We start from the raw sequence: 15,921 nt of genomic DNA on the forward strand, positions 1-15,921 counted from the left end.
TTTAAATGTTAAAGAACAAACCTACAAAAAATTATTCACTAAGGATACCGTTTTGATCAGAAGCAGAACGTTCATTATTTAAATCATTGATAGCTTTTGCATCGTCGTAGCCGATTCTTAAATTAGGAACTACGGGATTTTCTAAGCGGAACAAAACTGCGCGCAATAAATCCTTCATTTCCTTATCATTTTCAATCATTACTCCATCAGGAACAACATTTGAAGAAGTCGGACCACCATCAGCAAATTTTCTGGCACTTTTTCCGGTTCTTTCATTTTCAAGCCATGCAATAGTATTAGCGTATCTGGGGCTTTGTGTCATGGCTTTAGGAATTACATATTCCTGGTCATGAACTACCCCGGTCATCGGTCCAAATTCGTCAAATCCTAAATGTGCGCTGCTGCCTGTAAAACCTCCATAAAAGAACTTCGGAGTTTTAGGCGCTTTTTGCTTCTGAATAGTTTTTATTTGAGAAGCTGTCTGCAAAACGGACGCTGCGGTTAGTACACCTTTCAAAATTGCATCATAGGGTTGTGGTAATGCTGCAGGTGCCTGCCAAATAGATAGTATTGCCTGCGCTCCCGAAATATTTGCCTGAACAATTGCTAACTGTTTACTTTGACCAAACATTTCACCAAGGGCACCGGCTAAAGTGTTTAAACCTCCCAGAGCAGTTTGCGTTGTTTCAATCTGCCTTTGGTAATCGAGTTCCTTTTGTCTGTCGGCAGCTGCATTTTTATAACGATTGTATTCGTCTTCAGTGATTATTTTGTCATTGAATAGCTTTTTATAATCGGCCAGTTCCTTCTGATACTCCTGCTGCTGTTTTATTTTGTTTTGTTCGTAGATACTATTCGCTTCTTCTAGTGCTAATTCATTTTCGGCCTGCAGTTGTTCTGCCTTTAGTACCTTTTGTTCTTCTTCGTACTGCTTTTTTAGGTTAGTTGTAGTTTCTAAAAATGAAAACTCTAAATTTTGACGCTGAGTTTCATAATCTAAATCAATTGCAAGTTTAATTAACTTAAGTTCATCTGCTGATTTCGCATCGGATTTAGCTTTTTCAAGATCATTTAACCTTTTCTCCGCCATAGCGTCAAGTTGACGATCTTTAATAATTAACAGACGCTCAGTTTCGTCGTTTATAATATCAATAGAAAGTTTTTTAGAAGAATCAATTTTGCTTCGGTTTGTTGCAATAAAGTAATTAAGTTCCGCTTTAGCAAGATCAGTTTTTGCTTTGGCCAGTGCCAAAATTCGATCCAATTCTTCTTTTGCAGCTTTTTCTTCTTCAGCGCGTTTTTTTGCTAATGCTCTTTGTCTCGCTTCTTCTTCTTTTCTGCGTGCTTCATCTCGAATTGCTTTTTGTTTTGCAATCGCTTCTTTTAATAATCGTTCTTCTTCGGCAAGTTCTTCAGCAGTTTTTTTAGGAGCACCAGTTTCAGTAGTTGATTTCAAAACTACTTCTTTGGATTTTAGTGATTCAAGCCTTTTCTTCAGTTTATCTACATCAATACCCATTGCTTCCAGAATGGGAGAAACGTTTGAAACAATACTTAATAGGGTATCGATAATTGTATTCTTCATGCTATTAAAAAAATTCGCAATTGTTTTACCTAGGTTGATAAAATAATCACCAAATAATTTAAAAGCCCCCCTTAAATCACCCGAAATAACCGCTTTGATAAAGTCAAAAACAAACTTTATATAGTCAAAAAAGACTTTTATCACAAAACTTATATTTTTAAAAACGCTAACAAATACAAGTTTCAGAATTACCAGAGAATTTGAAAGACTAATACCGATAAGATCTATTAAAGGCTGAATATCATTCTTTAAATCTACTATGTAGTAAATAATTTCTGCAAGTGCATCAATAGCTTTTGCCTTAATCGTGTCCCAAATACTTCCAAAACCTACGATCTCAAACAGTTCAGATTGTGCTTTATTCAATTTTTCGTTTGCCGCTAAAAGTTCAAGTTGCGCTTTTGTTGAAGCTGAGATTTCTGTCTGTGTGGTTTTCGATACCGCTTCTAAAATCTTTAAAGCCCCTCCAGCGTCTTCTCCGGCACCTTTAAAGATGTCGGCCGTAAGTTGCGCCTGTTGTTGCTGCGATAATTGCGTTTTTTGAGCCTGCACGGCAATTTCTTCTAATGCCTGCTTTGTTGATGTAGTTCCAGCGGCAACACGAGCTAAAAGATCATCTGAAAATGCAATACCAAAAGCGTTTTCAAGCGCATCACGGCTCGCTTTTGTTTGCTCCTTTAACGCCAAATCAGCTTCTTTTAGTGCATCTGGTAATTTATCTGAATAAATTCCAAGATCAAATCCTTTATTGATTACTGCTACAAATTCTGATGCTGAATAACCGGCTTTTTTAAAGAACTCATCGTATTCACCAATGCTGTCCAAAAATTCCTCATTATACTGACCGCCATTGGCTAAGCCTTCTGCTATAATTCTATTTGCCTCAGACATTGAAATACCATAAGTTTTACTTAAAGAATTTGCTTTGCCTGCAAGATCTTCAAATTCTTTGTCGAAAGTTTTAGCCGTTGCCAAAATCTCTGATCTTACGTTTGTTAATTCAGTAGCAGAACTCACGCCAAAACCGCGCAATATATCATTCGACTTTTCTAATTCCTGGTTAAACTCTATAACATACTTTGTACTCACCGCGATAGCGGAAAGCGCAGCAATCGTCGCACCAAGTGGAGTAGAAATAAAAGCCCATGTAGTTTTAACCAAATTAGTTAATTCAGTTCTTAATCCCAGAAATCCTTCTTTTGCACTTTCTAAATCTCCCGAAAGTAAACCATCCCTAAATTTCTTAAAGCTGCCTACAGAATCATCCATAGCCTGAGAAATAGATTTTATTTCATCCTTAAATTCTTTTTGCTTGTCTGTTAATTCGTCAAGATGCTTTCCTAAACGTTCTAAATCCTCATTATAGGTATCAGAATTTCGATTTAAGTTTGCAATTTCATTTTTCGTTTGGCTTATCGCACGGCTAATTCCTGCAAGTGAATTTACTACCGCTTTATCATTAATGTAAATCGATAATTCTCTAGGTATTTCTTTTCTACTTGCCATTACTTACTAAATTTTATTAGGGCCGTAACCTGATCAATACGCAATTCAGAAATTTCATTCGCCAAGCTTTCGATTATGTTTGAAGATTCAATTGCTTTTGTAAAGACATCCGTAGCTTTTAGCCTTTGATTAACACCGTTTGACTTTTTGCCTTCAAAACCATAATGCTGCATGAAAATATAGTATGGAGCCGACATAGTAATTCGCTGTAATCTCCCGTTTTTAAATCGACTTCCTGCGCCGGAAAGTCTTAAAGCATTTCCACTACGTGAGTTCGAACTTTTCCCGACCTCCTCTCGAACCGCCGGTCGTAGTTTTTTTACAGCATTAGCAGTAATTTCCTTTTCTCTTTTTAAAATATCAATTGTACCTGTCATAGCCTATTTTTAAGCTAAATTATCGGTAGCAAATACCTTAAAATAGGACATAAAAAAAACCTCTCAATGAGAGGCTTAAGGGACTGGGAATTCCCATTTATCGGGATCTATTTTTAAATCTTCATGATTCTTTAAAACATAAAGCACATTCCAACCGTACATATTGTCAAAAATAGGGCCTACTTTTTCATAGGCAAATGTGTTCGGATCAAACTTGCCGAAAAGCCATGAATTTCGATCTTCGTTTAGTAATTTGAGATAGGACGCAATATCAATTGCAACGTTTTCCAATCTGTCCAGCACTTCTTCCTGTTTATTGTAATCGTCAGCTTTACCTGCAAAATCCAATAATAAAAACGAAATACTTCGTCCATTGAAAGTTGTTGACTTGTTCGAATTTGTATTTAGTTCCGCTGAATGACTTTCCAATAATAGCGTAGGAGTAGCCACACCATTTCTAAAATTTCCGGAAATTTCATTCCAGTTAAATCTGTAAAAACCTTTTAATTCCTTATTAAAGGTTACCATTTCCCTGTGGAATTGAACAATTTTTGCATGTGTTATTTCTCTCATTTGTTCGCAGGTGTTAAATCTTCTTCAAATTGTTCTAAAAAAGTGTAGACATTAACTTTTTTAATCAGATCCAGTTTTGACAGATCCCCTTTAGCCATGGTTAAAATTACTTTCGAAAACCCATACTTCTTTTTTGGTTTAGCGGCTCCAGGCTTTGGTTTTGGAAATGCTTTCGGAAATCTCTTTACAAGTGCGTTCTTACATCCGAAATATGCCTGCTCTACAGCAAACAACTTTTGCAATGAAACCTTCTTAAACGGAATCGCTTTTTCGTGAAGGTCGTTCTTATCGAAAACAGATCTCGCTTTATCCGGAGTATAAAGAACCGCTAACATATATCGCAGAAACTCCAAATCTTTAGTCTCCCTCCACTTTATATGCAAATCATCAATGACCGCGAATTCATCTGCAGTCAAGTTTGCAATTTTATTTTGTGGCGGAAAATATATAGTCTTACCTGCTTTAAGTGCCTTCGGAAAAACGGTTCGATTGTTTTCTTTAAAAATGTATTCGTATGCTTTGTGCAAATCCGACAATGGAATATTACGCAGTACAATTCTAACTTTCGCTTTTTTTGCGAACTGCCACCACTTTACGTTATTTAATAAAAAAAACAGCTTTATATAAAACTTTATGCTGGTTTCTGATGTATTGAAAAGAAAGGCAATTTTTTCGAATTGCCTTTCTGTCATTTCGTCCCATGTAGTCGGAATATATAATTTTATTTTCTTCATGATAAATCATTTTCAGATTCCCTTAAAAGTTGCTTTTCCTTTTTCATTATTTCTGCAACTGTTTTACCAAATCTTGTATATACAGCATCATTAACTGCAGCTAACATTTCAATTTCTAAGAACTGTCTCGCTTTTTTTTCTTTAAGCACTAATATTTCCTCTTTTGTACTCATGATATCGGGTTTACTTTTCTAATTTTTTTATACACTCTCCAAGCTAAAACTGGAATCAACAAAAGCAAAAGCCATAATAAATTCCATGTGCTAAATTGCTTCCTGTCAGTATTTTTTTTCGCAGAAGCTATTTTCGCAGATGTTTTTACAGAAGTTAAAACTTTGGTTTCTTGTGCTTCTCTTTTTTTATTATCAATTTTTAGTTTTAATTCTGAATTCCCGGAATTCCCGGAATTTATTTTGTTTTTCCGATTTTCCTTTTTCTTAGTGATTTTTGCATTAATTAAAATATATTTCTTTCCGCCCGGGTCAGTATAAACTGCAGGTTTTGTCGGGTCACTTGGCTCTACGGTCATTTCTTCACTTTCCAACTCACTTAAATCAGTAGCATTTGAAAAAGACCATTTCTTCAAATTTAAATCTTGTTTTAATAATTTTTGGGAATCACCAGAATTACTAAAAAATCCTGAAAAATCCTGTTTTTCCGTTTTTTCCAATTTATCTGATTCGGTTTTTCGAGCACCGCAGGAGTTTGTAATAGCAATTATAGTAAAGCAAAGTATCCAAAATGTTATTGATTTTCTCATGGGTGAACAAAAATTACATTGTTATTTTTTCGAATTCGTTTCATAACATTACCGCCGTTGCTGTCATTTCCAATAGCAGTATTGCCTTCGATAGTTTCAAATTCCGTTTTATTTAGCCATTTTACAAAAAGGCCTGTATGGTCATACCTCCCATCGCCATTCCAGTCGAAAAAGACAATATCACCTTCTACGGGATTTACTGTGATTTGATTCATTTTTTTAAAATAGGCGACTGCAGTTTGACAACCGGCATAACCTTTTAAAAATCCAATTTTTGGCAATTGAAAACCCGCTTGTGCATAACACCAGGAGACAAAAACACCGCACCACGCAACCCCGTCAAGGCCAAACCATTTCCCGTACTTAGTTTTATTGGAATTTGCTGGTTTTTCAGTTTGTCCAATTTCTTTTTCTGCTATTCTTAAAATCTCACTCATATCTATTCTTCTTTAAATTCCTTTTTAATTTCCTTATACGATCTAAAAACTGAAAATAATTTATCTATTAAATCATATCCCAATTTCTTTACATTCTCCATCACAATGGAATGAACTTCAAATATGCAGCAGATACTAATTACCACAATGGTAATGGTCCATTCGGCCTCAGAGAATGAAAAAGCAAACGGTTTTATCTTAAACATACTTTGAATTGTTTTCGCACCGATTATAGCAAACATATACATTGTCATTTTCAGTAATGAGAGGCGTAATTTTTCACTTTCAATTACATTGTAGTAAAATTTAATCCTAAACATCAGTCTTGTAAACCATCGATGTTTTGTAGTTTCTTTTGTTGCAAAGCGACCATCCTTTTTAGCATTATCCTTTGCTTCTTTAAATGAAACTAAGATTCCTGTAACAAAGTCAAATAAGAGTAGCACGCCTAAAAACAGTAATACCTGTTTTTCAATGTGAAATGTTGCCAATAAAGCGATCGTAGGAACTGAGAGCGCAATTCCCTTTGAGGTCGTTGTAATCTTCTTAGCTGCCAATAAGGGCTTTACTAAATAGTTTATATAATTTGAAATATCCATAATTCTAATTGTTTTTATAATAAAATCTATCCTCATCAGATATCGATTCGTCACAATGGTTTTTACCCAAGCACCTATCTAAAAATCTACGTAGCCAGGTATCTTTTTCATAAATTTTTACAAGGCCAGAAATTCCAGAAATACTTTTATTCCATTTCCCGTACTTAATTTTACCATTTATTCGTAAAGCGTCATTTAACAACTCTCCCCCACCTGCACAGGCAAGGCCGTCCAACGACAATGTTACACTTCTTATAATTGGCTGCAACTGCCTTTTAGATGAATAATCAAACTTTACTACATGCTTACAAAAAGTATATAAACAACCGACTACGAAAAGCAAAAGAAAAATACTTCCGCCGATAATCAGCAGTAACACCTCAATTAATAAAAGACCTAAACTTCGCATAATTCCCAGTTATTAGGCGTTAATCTGTAAATAGTTAAACCGTCTTCATACAAATTAGTTTGCGTGTCAATTAACAGCCCTTGTTTAACTTTGGTCCAGTCCCGATCAATTTTTGACATTCCGGTATATTCGTAAATCGATTCCAGAAATACGTTTAGTTGATTAATTTTTTCTGCACTGTAAAAAACAGATTTAGTATTAATCAATTGCTTGGTTAAATTTCCTTCCTCATCGTAACTTATTGCATAGTCCTTTACAACGTAATTCGTTCCTGCAGGAGTGCTTTCAAAGGAATCGATTTCAATCTGGATGATTGCTTTTCGGGATCCTCTGAGATCACAAAAGGCGGGTACTATTGATTTTATCATTTGTGGTATTTGAAATTATGAATTAGAAATTATTGTATAGTCTGTTAAAATCACTAGTTGCCAAGTTCACAAGAGGCGGAACAACACCCGCAGATCCAACAACATTAGGCTGATTTGTTTTAAGTATTTGTAAAATTGAGGTGCTCGTTGTGGGAATCCCGTAAATCATTCCGTTTTGTGCTATGGATCCACAACCCCATTTCGCTCCACCACTTGCCAAGCTACCAAGTAATGCTGTTGTTTTTGCTACCGGGTCAATCTCCAAGACCTGTGTTGAAGTTCTTGGAATACCGTATATTTTGCCATTATACCCTAAGACACCACCTGCCCATTTATCAGTGCCTGACAATGAACCAAATAAAGAAGTGGTTTTTGTCGAAGGATCTATCTCTAAAACCTGAGAAGCATTTGCGGGAATAGCGTATATTTTACCATTTAGAGAAGATACACAACTCGTATACTTATTTGTGCCAGATAAGGATCCAAATAATGAGGTGGTTTTTGTAACCGGATCGATTTCTAAAACCTGAGATGATTCAACAGGCGGACAATAAATTTTTCCATTTGAAGCCAGGGCCCCACCTCCCCATTTTGAAGTACCGGAAAGCGACCCGAACAAAGTAGTCGTTTTTGTTACAGGGTCGATTTCTAAAACCTGTGTTGCGTTTAAAGGAGTACAGTAAATTTTACCATTAGTAGCGAGTACTCCCCCGGCATATTTTGCTGATCCGGAAATGGAACCAAAAAATGAAGTCGTTTTTGTCGCGGGATCAATTTCTAAAATTTGAGTTGATCCGTAAGGAATACCATAAATCTTACCGTTTGGGGCTAACACCCCACCTAAATAACTATTAGATTCAAACGTAACTGCTGAAAACGTCGTTGTTTGATTCGTGATAGGGTTGATTTCTAAAACAGTATTACTATTTAGTGGTATTCCGTAGACGTTTCCATTCGGAGCCAAAACGCCACCATACCATTTACTGACACCAGCGAACGAGCCAAAAACCCTAACATTCTTTACTTTTGAAAAATGATATTTTTTTAAACTTCCCATAATTAAGAATCTAAAATTATAGTGTTCGTAGAGCCGCGGCGCATGAAGTGTCCTGTTGTTTTTTCGTAAATTAATGAAGGCGTTGTTTCCCAAACAAAAGGTGAAGTAATTGCCCATGTTACCGTTACCCCTGCTAATGTCCTGAACGGAAACATCAAAGAATTATTAAGGCTTGCCGGAACAGTAATGGTACAACTTGCCGTAAATAAAACTGTTTGACCGTGCCACGCGTTCTGTACGTTTCCGTTAGAATTTATCTCAATTTGATTATCTAAAACTTGTTTCCCCGCAACTGTGGAAATCAGGTCGGTTATTTGCTTCTGTAGTTTACCCAAAGCAGATAAAATCGTATCACCTGCTGTAATTGCTGAACCGGATGCAAAAGATAATCCAGATAATATGTAAGACATTACCAGTCCAGCTGTTGAATATTTATTTGCGGATCCTTCAGGGACATCATCTGTTGATGCAATTAAGCCATTGGTAATTTGAACATATAAGGAACCTGAGTAACGGTATTGTTTGTTTTTTTGCCCGGTAGTCACATCGACATACACTTTTCCGGCTTCACCAGGAATAATATTTGTATAGCTACTTTCGGCGTAAAATACATTAGACATTAAATAGCCCTCTAAAATATCATCAACGTAACTCGGCAGTTGGTACCATGGCACTTTACCTGAAACTAAGTCCGCTTTACCAGTCAAATCAACGATAGTACCGATATAATCTAAAAAACCTGTATAAGTACCATAATTTGTAATCCTTAAAACCATACTTATGCACTCGCCTGGCTTCAATACAAAATCTAAACTGTTGGGAAAATTAAACTTGAAATTCCCACTTCCCTGATTATGGAAAAGCGTTACGCTCCCAGTCGTTCCGTTTCTGATGATATAGGATTTTCCAAGATATAAATTGTTTGAATCGGAAATATTCAAAGACTTTAAGGATAACATGCCTTCATCAAAAGATAAAAAGGATCGATCATCAACCGGATAAATATCTACAATTCCTGCAGATGCCATTTTGATTACACTTTTTGAAGCCTTTGTAATAAATCCCGATTCTATAGGTAGTTCAGGATTTCCAATTACATTTCCAAAAACAGAAATAAACGAAATTTTTAAAGTGCCTTCCGGTGTTTCAGGCTCCTGAGCGGATCCGATATCTTCTGGACCCTTAATTTTTAGAATTGTTCCAAACTTGGTAAAGACCAAAATATCTATACGATAATAGCCGTCTGCAGCTTCATCAATAATTGTGCTGTAAGAACCAGCATTTGTGATTACAACCTGATCTATTCTGCAGGTAAAAGAACCGGCTTCTATCGACAGGACATTTAAAGTTTTTGTAACCTTGCCTTTAACTAAAATATCATCTGGAGAACTGATTTCATCAATTAAATTGAATAAATCCTGCGCCGTGCCTGAGTAACCTCCTTTATCTAATTTTGTTCCCCAGTTATCATCTGGATCGTGCGGAAATGGGTTATTTGATGCTATAATACTCATAAGGCGAAATTCAATAATTTAGTGCTTTTTAAATAGGACATTCTTATAATGCTAAAACTCCGGTTGTGTCGTAGGGACCAGAACCAGATCCTGTTGAATTTGTTTTTTTTAATGGGAATTCGCATTGGTCGAAAGACGAAATGTTTTCTTCAATTAGTTGTCTGGCCAGCGCTAAATATTGAGAACCATTATTTGACTGTTCCTCTACTAATTTAGAAACCTGTTCAGCAGTTTTTCCGTTACTTACACTTTCTTTTTTGATATCTATCTGTAAATCAAAGTTTACTTTTAAACCATTTTCATCTAAAAGAAATAAGCCGACGTTTGCCACTTTGGCAATTGTAAAAGCAACAATAGCTTTTTGTAATTCTGTTTTTACCTCTAATGAAATGCCGGAAACGTCTGTTTTTAAGTGCTCAATTAGTTCGGGACAAAGCATCGTTCGCAAATATTGATCTTCAACCTGACGAATTGATGGCTGTAAAGCCAGAAATGTTTGTCTGGAATTGAAAATATGATAGTATTCGTTGAAACTGGCTGTGTTGTGGACCAGTAATTTTTTATTTATGGTACCAAAATCAGCAGTCCAATCTGTAAATACTGACGGGTTTTTCTCTAATAACTCCAGTAAGTAATCCATCGCTTCGTGTCCGGAGCGCAAAAGTTCCCTGCGTATGTCTTTTTCAGTTCCCCAGTTCACTCTTTGGCGTTGATCGTTCTTTACTTCAGTGGCACCTGAACTGTCAAGCATTACCGACATAAAAGGAAAGTAAATGAACATTCCGAAATTTGCGATTGCATTTCGCAAATGTTCTCGCGCTTCGTTTTTTACTTCAAAAGAAATATCTGGCGATCCTGATTCTTCAGCCAAAAAAACATGAAGATTACCCAGGTATTTTTTTGTAAAGCCATTAATAGCTTTTGTGATATATGGCTGAAAATCAGAAAACTCAAAAGACTGAGCTACTGAAACATATTTCTTTAGGTCGGCGGTAGTTTCTAGTATCATGCTGTTGTGATTTTTATTCCAGTCGGATTTTTATCTAATGTGGTTAACACGGTGTTTTCGAATCCTGCAACAATTGTTGTATCCCATTTGTTGTAATCCTGAATAAAATTGAAAATTTCTAAGGTAGTTTCCCTATTGGTTTTATAAAGAGACTGCAGAATTAAAAAGGCTTCCCGTTTATCTGAACCAGAACCGGCACCCAAAGCACCGCCCGGAATACCGGCACCACCGATTAAAGTAGCATCTACACCAAACGCTACCAGTATTTCAGAGTTTGCTGCTGAAGCTTCTGGCAAATACACACCATCTTTTAATTTATCATCAATTGCGGTAATAGTTACTGCAGAAACCTGTTCACCTTTGGCATTTGTGTATTTCATCGACTGGATGGACTTTCCGGCTTTATCGTTCCCAACCAGTCCGGAATTAATCGAATCGACTAAATCAGTTCGTATCTTTTTACGTTCTTCGACTTTCATTTTTGCCCATTCTTCGGCATAAATGTTTGTATAATACTGTTCGTCTATTTCAATCAAAAATTTAATTGTCATTTGATTAGCGAACAAAGCTTTTTTAAGAGCGGGAACTGAATTTGCAACATCTAACCATCCCGATTTTAAAATTGCTTGCCATTCACTTTCAGGATAATAGGCTTCGTCAAGTAAAGGATAGAATACAGGTCTAATGAACTTTGTAATTTTATTCACTTTGCAATATTCCCGTACTTCATCAGCCGACCAGTAACTATCAATTAAAGGGATTTTTTCCACGAATTCGCCGTTAACATCTACAGAACCACCTTTCCCAAATTTTTCAGATATGTAAACATGTTCGACCAGTCCGCTTTCTTCATTCATCATTTCAAATCTGCACCAAGCCGTTTTTTGTCTTTTTACGCGATTGATCGTCACAAAATTTTCAGACAAAATATACTCTGGAAAGCCGATTCCAAACCATTCCAGATCAGTAATTGTTTCCTGCCAAAAGCGATTCATTTGAGATTTACGGAAAAAATCATTTATCAAAGGAACATCAGCAAGAGAAACGACTTTAGGATCTTTCTTTCCTTCAGCAGAAACTTCGTTTTTTAAAAGTACAAGTCCGTTACCGTAATGCGCTTTTCTAAGGAATCTTAAGGATGAAGCAGCTGCACCATTTTTCTTAACTTCTTTAATTACCTGTTGTGGATAGTCATTGTTTTTACCCCATGATGCGATTTCACCCTGTTTATCTTTTACATCTACTTTTACGGCTGTCACGGTACCATCCATTTTGTCAATGGAGTTTTTGAACGACACCATTGCCGGTGATCCTTTGTGTTCTGTAATTGCAATATGATTACCTAAGAATTCGGTATTTGACATTAGTAAATGATTTCTTTATTGTTAATACTGATTATAAAATCGATGTGAATAGTTACCACGCTGTAATCTGGTAACTGAATGTTTCTGGTCCTGTTTTCAAAATGATTTGCATTCTTAGTTTTTTTGATTGGAACTAAGATGTTTTCAATTGTATCACGATGAATTGCATTTGGATTTTTTTCTAAAAGAAGTCTGGAGCCTAAATAAAATTTTAGCTTCCCTCCTTTTTTCGATGTAGCATTAAAAGTTCTATAAGTCAAATCAAAAGGGATAAGCGTTCCCTTTTCGTCTTTTTGATTCAGAATTACTAAGCCTTCTTTTAATGAGATTTTTTCCATTTGCATAGTTCAAAATTCATTCTTCGACGGTTTTTAAAATAGGACAGCATTTTTGTTTCTAATTTTATATCAATTCCTTATGCTTTTTCCAGTATTTAAATAATTAATCTCCTGAATATCATTTTTTTAAGCTAAAAAATAAATATTCTTTTTATATTTTTAGACAGAAAAGCACGCCTGTCCCTATAAGATTCTACACTTTCCATCCCCAAAATTTCAGGATATATGAGAGCGGGGGTTTTAGGTAGTGGAAATACGGCTTTCAGACAATAGAGCACTGTAGCCTTTGAACACCTCGTTGAACATGGTCATGATGGGTACATCGAATGCATCTGTTAGATGGGGAGCGTGCTGTTGAGGGAATAGCACATTACGTTCGTCCTTCTTAACCTTCTCGATCCCACCTTTCAGCGACTCCCGTGCTTCAGTTCGTTCGAGTGCTATAATCAAATCGGGATTGTTAGGCTCATTGATTCGGATCTTGGGAAGGCGCGTTTGATGTTCCTTAAGCATAGCGTTGACGAGCAGATACTTATCTGTGTGAGTAGGCGCAGCACCTTTGGTCATTAGGTAAACTGTCCATCCATGTGCAGTAAGGACATTGATTATCTGTTCGAAATAGCTATATGGACTATTAGGCAATCTATTGTTACCATCATGTCCACCATATAAATAAACAAACTTATCCTGATGTGGGCGGTAATAAGGTATGACCTGTTCAATAAACAGATCATCGAGAAGTTTAGGAGATTTGACATAGAAAGACTTTAGAACTTTATATTCATCATCTTGTAACTGAGACACTACACATCCATTAAAGACGCCAAAGTCAACTGACATTATCAGAGGCTCATTAATATGCAGATCATTATCCTGGCTACAATTGAAATGCTCAGATCGAGCCAATACACCAATAGTTTCCAGATAACTATTATTATAATCCGTATAGTAATGCTTAACGGGGTTCAAATTACCATAGAATCCGTCTACAATTTCCGGGGGATCAATATTTAAGATTTCCGCATTATATAATACCTCCGATATTGCTGCATCTTTCATCTTTTTAAACCATGCAGGATTAAGGTATGGATTAGAGAGTGCAGATGCTTTGATAAAAGCGTATTCTTTTGGATTAGCTTTCGCCACTTTCTCCATATCATTGAACCACTTTCCCCTTTTATTTATAGGTGCGGAGGAAATATAAAATTCAGATCCTAAAAGACTACACTTTTTGAATATTTCCTTTTGGGCTCTATTAGTAGTTTTTACAGTTACAAATAATCTTTCAGGATCAAACAATGCGGCTTCATCACCGGCCTCTGCGTATGAGTTTAAACCACGTCCGGTTCTTTCATTATCCTGAGAAACTAATTGAAAAATACTGCCATTAGGAAAGTGAATTATATTATCCCACTGATTTGGCGACTGATAGGGCATTTCGTAACCTAACTTTTTTCCGGATTTTCCGACAACAAAATCAACATCCTGGTATAAATTAAACATTGCCAAACCTTCAATAGCAGACGGTAAAGTACGACTTAATGCCTGCGAGAATGTCGAACATGGCATTGCGAAAGATGCTTTTGGCATTTGCCTTACTAATTCTCGCATGTGGTACCCTAAAATAGTCGTTTTACCACCACCACGACCCATTTTTATATATTTGTTTTTTTGAGGAGCGATGACACAGGTTAACTGCGGAATTGTAAGGTTAACAAACTTTTTTTTACTAATCATCGTCTTCGTCGGTTTTTAATTCTTCAAAGTCGATATCAGTGACATTTAGATTATTCAAATCCACAGAACCACCCGAAAGCATTTCCAAAAGTTTAGCCTGGACTTGTTTATCAACATTAACATGAATTTCCATGTTTTCGAATTTCTCCGGATTGAAATTCGGATTATCTTCGTTTGCTAATCCGCCGTAATCGGCAAGCATTTTCAAGGCTTTTGCTTCATTGTTCAAATCCCCTTTTTGCTTACATCTCTTTAAATAATCCCGGGTATATTCTAACCAAATCGCGCGCGAACCCTCTGCATCCGCTTTTAAAACATTGCCAAAAAGCTTTTCTGAATTTCTTATATCTGCATATACCTGAGCCTGAGACAATCCCTTTTCTTTTACAAATTTGTTCAGAATCTGCTGTGTAGAAAAATGATTCAAACGAAGTGCAAAAACCTCATTCAATCGCAGTAAAATAGCCGAATTAGTTTCACTCAATGGAAAATGCTCCGGATTGATGTAATGAGCCAAAATTTTATCAAAAGTGGTATCACCGCGTTTGATAAGCATATCACGTCTTTTACTTCCCATCTATCAAATTGGTAATTTCAATTAATTGTTCGTTTTTATTTAAAAGGTTTTCTTGCTGTTTAGAAATCAGCCTTTCAATTTTCGATTTTTCGGGTACTGAAGAAGCCTTTTTAACTATTTCAAGGTTAGCATTTAACCTGGTATTTAGCTTCGAAATCGAAGCATATAATAGTTGCTGTTGTCTCAACAGCCCTGCAGGTGTTAACTTTTCAAAATCTGATTTTGTCGATTCCGGAATAATTCTATTCGCAATAAAATAATCGATTCTGGACCAACATAAAGCGTTTTTCTGGATGTTTCTGTAAATCTTAATTTGAATGTCAATAGCTTGCCTTTCTGCATGTTGCGGTAATTCATTTAATGAAACTTTTAACATACAATTTTCTTTAAAGAGATTGTTTGCTTCGAGCAGAACAGGCCGTAAAGCTTCCGGTAGCTGATGGAAAAGAACCGAGTTTTTTTTGTCGGGATCTTCAGTTCTTTGTGGTACCGGATTTACAATTTCATCGATTGATTGTTTTATATCGGCAACGATCTCAATTTGCTTATATTTTTCAATAAACTTTTTTAATTCATATTTTAGTTTCTCACTATTAAATGAATTATTCTTTCTTTGAAAGTTTTTTAATAATGTTGGGTTATGCTTCGGTAGTTGACTATAAATAATAATTCCCTTTGCATAATCGCAACCCTGGTCAAACCATTTTTCTATAACAGTCATAAATCCCAAGGATAAAAGCGAATATTAAAAACAGCATTGCACACGATATTGTAAAAAACAGGAATAAATTAATTGAATCCCAAAATCCTTTAATTCCAAATTCAATACAGAAAAACCAACAATATATTTTTATAGATCCAAAAAACCACAATGAAGTAATTATGAACAGTGCGAATAATTTCAATTTATCTTTCATGACTTTAAATTTTATATTACAAAGATGGAAAGTGTGAATTCGTTACAATAGGACATAAAA

Annotated in this window: 18 protein-coding genes; all 18 read right to left on the bottom strand. The window is 35.8% G+C overall.

Going from position 1 to position 15,921, the window contains the following annotated elements; all coding sequences use genetic code 11:
* Window positions 1-31 precede the first annotated feature (31 nt).
* A complete protein-coding gene (locus tag GJU43_RS14865; RefSeq protein WP_154341543.1) occupies window positions 32-2,746 on the bottom strand; it encodes a phage tail tape measure protein in 2,715 nt (904 codons plus the stop codon).
* Window positions 2,747-3,090: 344 nt separating this feature from the next.
* Window positions 3,091-3,468, bottom strand: coding sequence for a hypothetical protein (locus GJU43_RS14870; protein WP_154341544.1), 378 nt, complete (start codon window positions 3,466-3,468; stop codon window positions 3,091-3,093).
* 75 nt (window positions 3,469-3,543) lie between these two features.
* Window positions 3,544-4,041: a hypothetical protein gene (locus GJU43_RS14875; RefSeq protein WP_154341545.1), complete on the bottom strand. Its 498-nt coding sequence runs from the start codon at window positions 4,039-4,041 to the stop codon at window positions 3,544-3,546.
* Window positions 4,038-4,775, bottom strand: a complete 738-nt coding sequence (locus tag GJU43_RS14880; protein ID WP_154341546.1) for a hypothetical protein — start codon at window positions 4,773-4,775, stop codon at window positions 4,038-4,040. The genes GJU43_RS14875 and GJU43_RS14880 overlap by 4 nt, the downstream gene beginning before the upstream one ends.
* The gene (locus tag GJU43_RS14885; protein ID WP_154341547.1) at window positions 4,772-4,948 is read right to left on the bottom strand and encodes a hypothetical protein; all 177 of its coding nucleotides are present in this window, start codon (window positions 4,946-4,948) and stop codon (window positions 4,772-4,774) included. The genes GJU43_RS14880 and GJU43_RS14885 overlap by 4 nt, the downstream gene beginning before the upstream one ends.
* Window positions 4,945-5,445 carry a hypothetical protein gene (locus tag GJU43_RS14890; RefSeq protein WP_154341548.1) on the bottom strand — a complete coding sequence of 167 codons (501 nt, stop codon included), beginning with the start codon at window positions 5,443-5,445 and terminating at the stop codon, window positions 4,945-4,947. The genes GJU43_RS14885 and GJU43_RS14890 overlap by 4 nt, the downstream gene beginning before the upstream one ends.
* Before the next feature lie 86 nt (window positions 5,446-5,531).
* On the bottom strand, window positions 5,532-5,972 hold the full coding sequence (locus GJU43_RS14895; protein ID WP_154341549.1) for a CHAP domain-containing protein: 441 nt from the start codon (window positions 5,970-5,972) through the stop codon (window positions 5,532-5,534).
* Window positions 5,973-5,974: 2 nt separating this feature from the next.
* Entirely contained in the window at window positions 5,975-6,571 is a 597-nt protein-coding gene (locus tag GJU43_RS14900) for a hypothetical protein (protein ID WP_154341550.1), read from the bottom strand.
* A gap of 4 nt (window positions 6,572-6,575) precedes the next feature.
* Window positions 6,576-6,980, bottom strand: coding sequence for a hypothetical protein (locus tag GJU43_RS14905; RefSeq protein ID WP_154341551.1), 405 nt, complete (start codon window positions 6,978-6,980; stop codon window positions 6,576-6,578).
* Window positions 6,968-7,348 (bottom strand): hypothetical protein, encoded by a 381-nt coding sequence (locus GJU43_RS14910; protein ID WP_154341552.1) that lies wholly within the window; start codon window positions 7,346-7,348, stop codon window positions 6,968-6,970. The genes GJU43_RS14905 and GJU43_RS14910 overlap by 13 nt, the downstream gene beginning before the upstream one ends.
* Window positions 7,349-7,370: 22 nt before the next feature.
* Complete coding sequence (locus tag GJU43_RS14915; RefSeq protein ID WP_154341553.1) at window positions 7,371-8,405, bottom strand: hypothetical protein; 1,035 nt, start codon at window positions 8,403-8,405, stop codon at window positions 7,371-7,373.
* Window positions 8,406-8,407: 2 nt separating this feature from the next.
* The gene (locus GJU43_RS14920; RefSeq protein WP_154341554.1) at window positions 8,408-9,919 is read right to left on the bottom strand and encodes a hypothetical protein; all 1,512 of its coding nucleotides are present in this window, start codon (window positions 9,917-9,919) and stop codon (window positions 8,408-8,410) included.
* A 43-nt stretch (window positions 9,920-9,962) separates the two neighbouring features.
* The gene (locus GJU43_RS14925) at window positions 9,963-10,928 is read right to left on the bottom strand and encodes a DUF6712 family protein (RefSeq protein ID WP_154341555.1); all 966 of its coding nucleotides are present in this window, start codon (window positions 10,926-10,928) and stop codon (window positions 9,963-9,965) included.
* Window positions 10,925-12,292, bottom strand: a complete 1,368-nt coding sequence (locus tag GJU43_RS14930) for a hypothetical protein (protein WP_154341556.1) — start codon at window positions 12,290-12,292, stop codon at window positions 10,925-10,927. The genes GJU43_RS14925 and GJU43_RS14930 overlap by 4 nt, the downstream gene beginning before the upstream one ends.
* Complete coding sequence (locus GJU43_RS14935) at window positions 12,292-12,630, bottom strand: hypothetical protein (RefSeq protein ID WP_154341557.1); 339 nt, start codon at window positions 12,628-12,630, stop codon at window positions 12,292-12,294. The genes GJU43_RS14930 and GJU43_RS14935 overlap by 1 nt, the downstream gene beginning before the upstream one ends.
* Window positions 12,631-12,870: 240 nt before the next feature.
* Window positions 12,871-14,367 carry a hypothetical protein gene (locus GJU43_RS14940; RefSeq protein WP_154341558.1) on the bottom strand — a complete coding sequence of 499 codons (1,497 nt, stop codon included), beginning with the start codon at window positions 14,365-14,367 and terminating at the stop codon, window positions 12,871-12,873.
* Entirely contained in the window at window positions 14,360-14,944 is a 585-nt protein-coding gene (locus tag GJU43_RS14945) for a hypothetical protein (protein ID WP_154341559.1), read from the bottom strand. Before GJU43_RS14945 ends, GJU43_RS14940 begins: the two co-directional genes overlap by 8 nt.
* Entirely contained in the window at window positions 14,934-15,665 is a 732-nt protein-coding gene (locus GJU43_RS14950; protein WP_154341560.1) for a hypothetical protein, read from the bottom strand. Before GJU43_RS14950 ends, GJU43_RS14945 begins: the two co-directional genes overlap by 11 nt.
* Window positions 15,666-15,921 lie beyond the last annotated feature (256 nt).

Origin of the sequence: Flavobacterium sp. LC2016-23, from assembly GCF_009674775.1 — a bacterium.
GTDB lineage: Bacteria > Bacteroidota > Bacteroidia > Flavobacteriales > Flavobacteriaceae > Flavobacterium.

What these genes read in the sequence shown, in the direction of transcription:
- GJU43_RS14920 (WP_154341554.1), bottom strand. Translation starts at nt 9,919, where the DNA reads ATGAGTATTATAGCATCAAATAACCCATTTCCGCACGATCCAGATGAT.
- GJU43_RS14900 (WP_154341550.1), bottom strand. Translation starts at nt 6,571, where the DNA reads ATGGATATTTCAAATTATATAAACTATTTAGTAAAGCCCTTATTGGCA.
- GJU43_RS14875 (WP_154341545.1), bottom strand. Translation starts at nt 4,041, where the DNA reads ATGAGAGAAATAACACATGCAAAAATTGTTCAATTCCACAGGGAAATG.
- GJU43_RS14950 (WP_154341560.1), bottom strand. Translation starts at nt 15,665, where the DNA reads ATGACTGTTATAGAAAAATGGTTTGACCAGGGTTGCGATTATGCAAAG.
- GJU43_RS14940 (WP_154341558.1), bottom strand. Translation starts at nt 14,367, where the DNA reads ATGATTAGTAAAAAAAAGTTTGTTAACCTTACAATTCCGCAGTTAACC.
- GJU43_RS14925 (WP_154341555.1), bottom strand. Translation starts at nt 10,928, where the DNA reads ATGATACTAGAAACTACCGCCGACCTAAAGAAATATGTTTCAGTAGCT.
- GJU43_RS14880 (WP_154341546.1), bottom strand. Translation starts at nt 4,775, where the DNA reads ATGAAGAAAATAAAATTATATATTCCGACTACATGGGACGAAATGACA.
- GJU43_RS14895 (WP_154341549.1), bottom strand. Translation starts at nt 5,972, where the DNA reads ATGAGTGAGATTTTAAGAATAGCAGAAAAAGAAATTGGACAAACTGAA.
- GJU43_RS14885 (WP_154341547.1), bottom strand. Translation starts at nt 4,948, where the DNA reads ATGAGTACAAAAGAGGAAATATTAGTGCTTAAAGAAAAAAAAGCGAGA.
- GJU43_RS14870 (WP_154341544.1), bottom strand. Translation starts at nt 3,468, where the DNA reads ATGACAGGTACAATTGATATTTTAAAAAGAGAAAAGGAAATTACTGCT.
- GJU43_RS14915 (WP_154341553.1), bottom strand. Translation starts at nt 8,405, where the DNA reads ATGGGAAGTTTAAAAAAATATCATTTTTCAAAAGTAAAGAATGTTAGG.
- GJU43_RS14910 (WP_154341552.1), bottom strand. Translation starts at nt 7,348, where the DNA reads ATGATAAAATCAATAGTACCCGCCTTTTGTGATCTCAGAGGATCCCGA.
- GJU43_RS14945 (WP_154341559.1), bottom strand. Translation starts at nt 14,944, where the DNA reads ATGGGAAGTAAAAGACGTGATATGCTTATCAAACGCGGTGATACCACT.
- GJU43_RS14935 (WP_154341557.1), bottom strand. Translation starts at nt 12,630, where the DNA reads ATGGAAAAAATCTCATTAAAAGAAGGCTTAGTAATTCTGAATCAAAAA.
- GJU43_RS14930 (WP_154341556.1), bottom strand. Translation starts at nt 12,292, where the DNA reads ATGTCAAATACCGAATTCTTAGGTAATCATATTGCAATTACAGAACAC.
- GJU43_RS14905 (WP_154341551.1), bottom strand. Translation starts at nt 6,980, where the DNA reads ATGCGAAGTTTAGGTCTTTTATTAATTGAGGTGTTACTGCTGATTATC.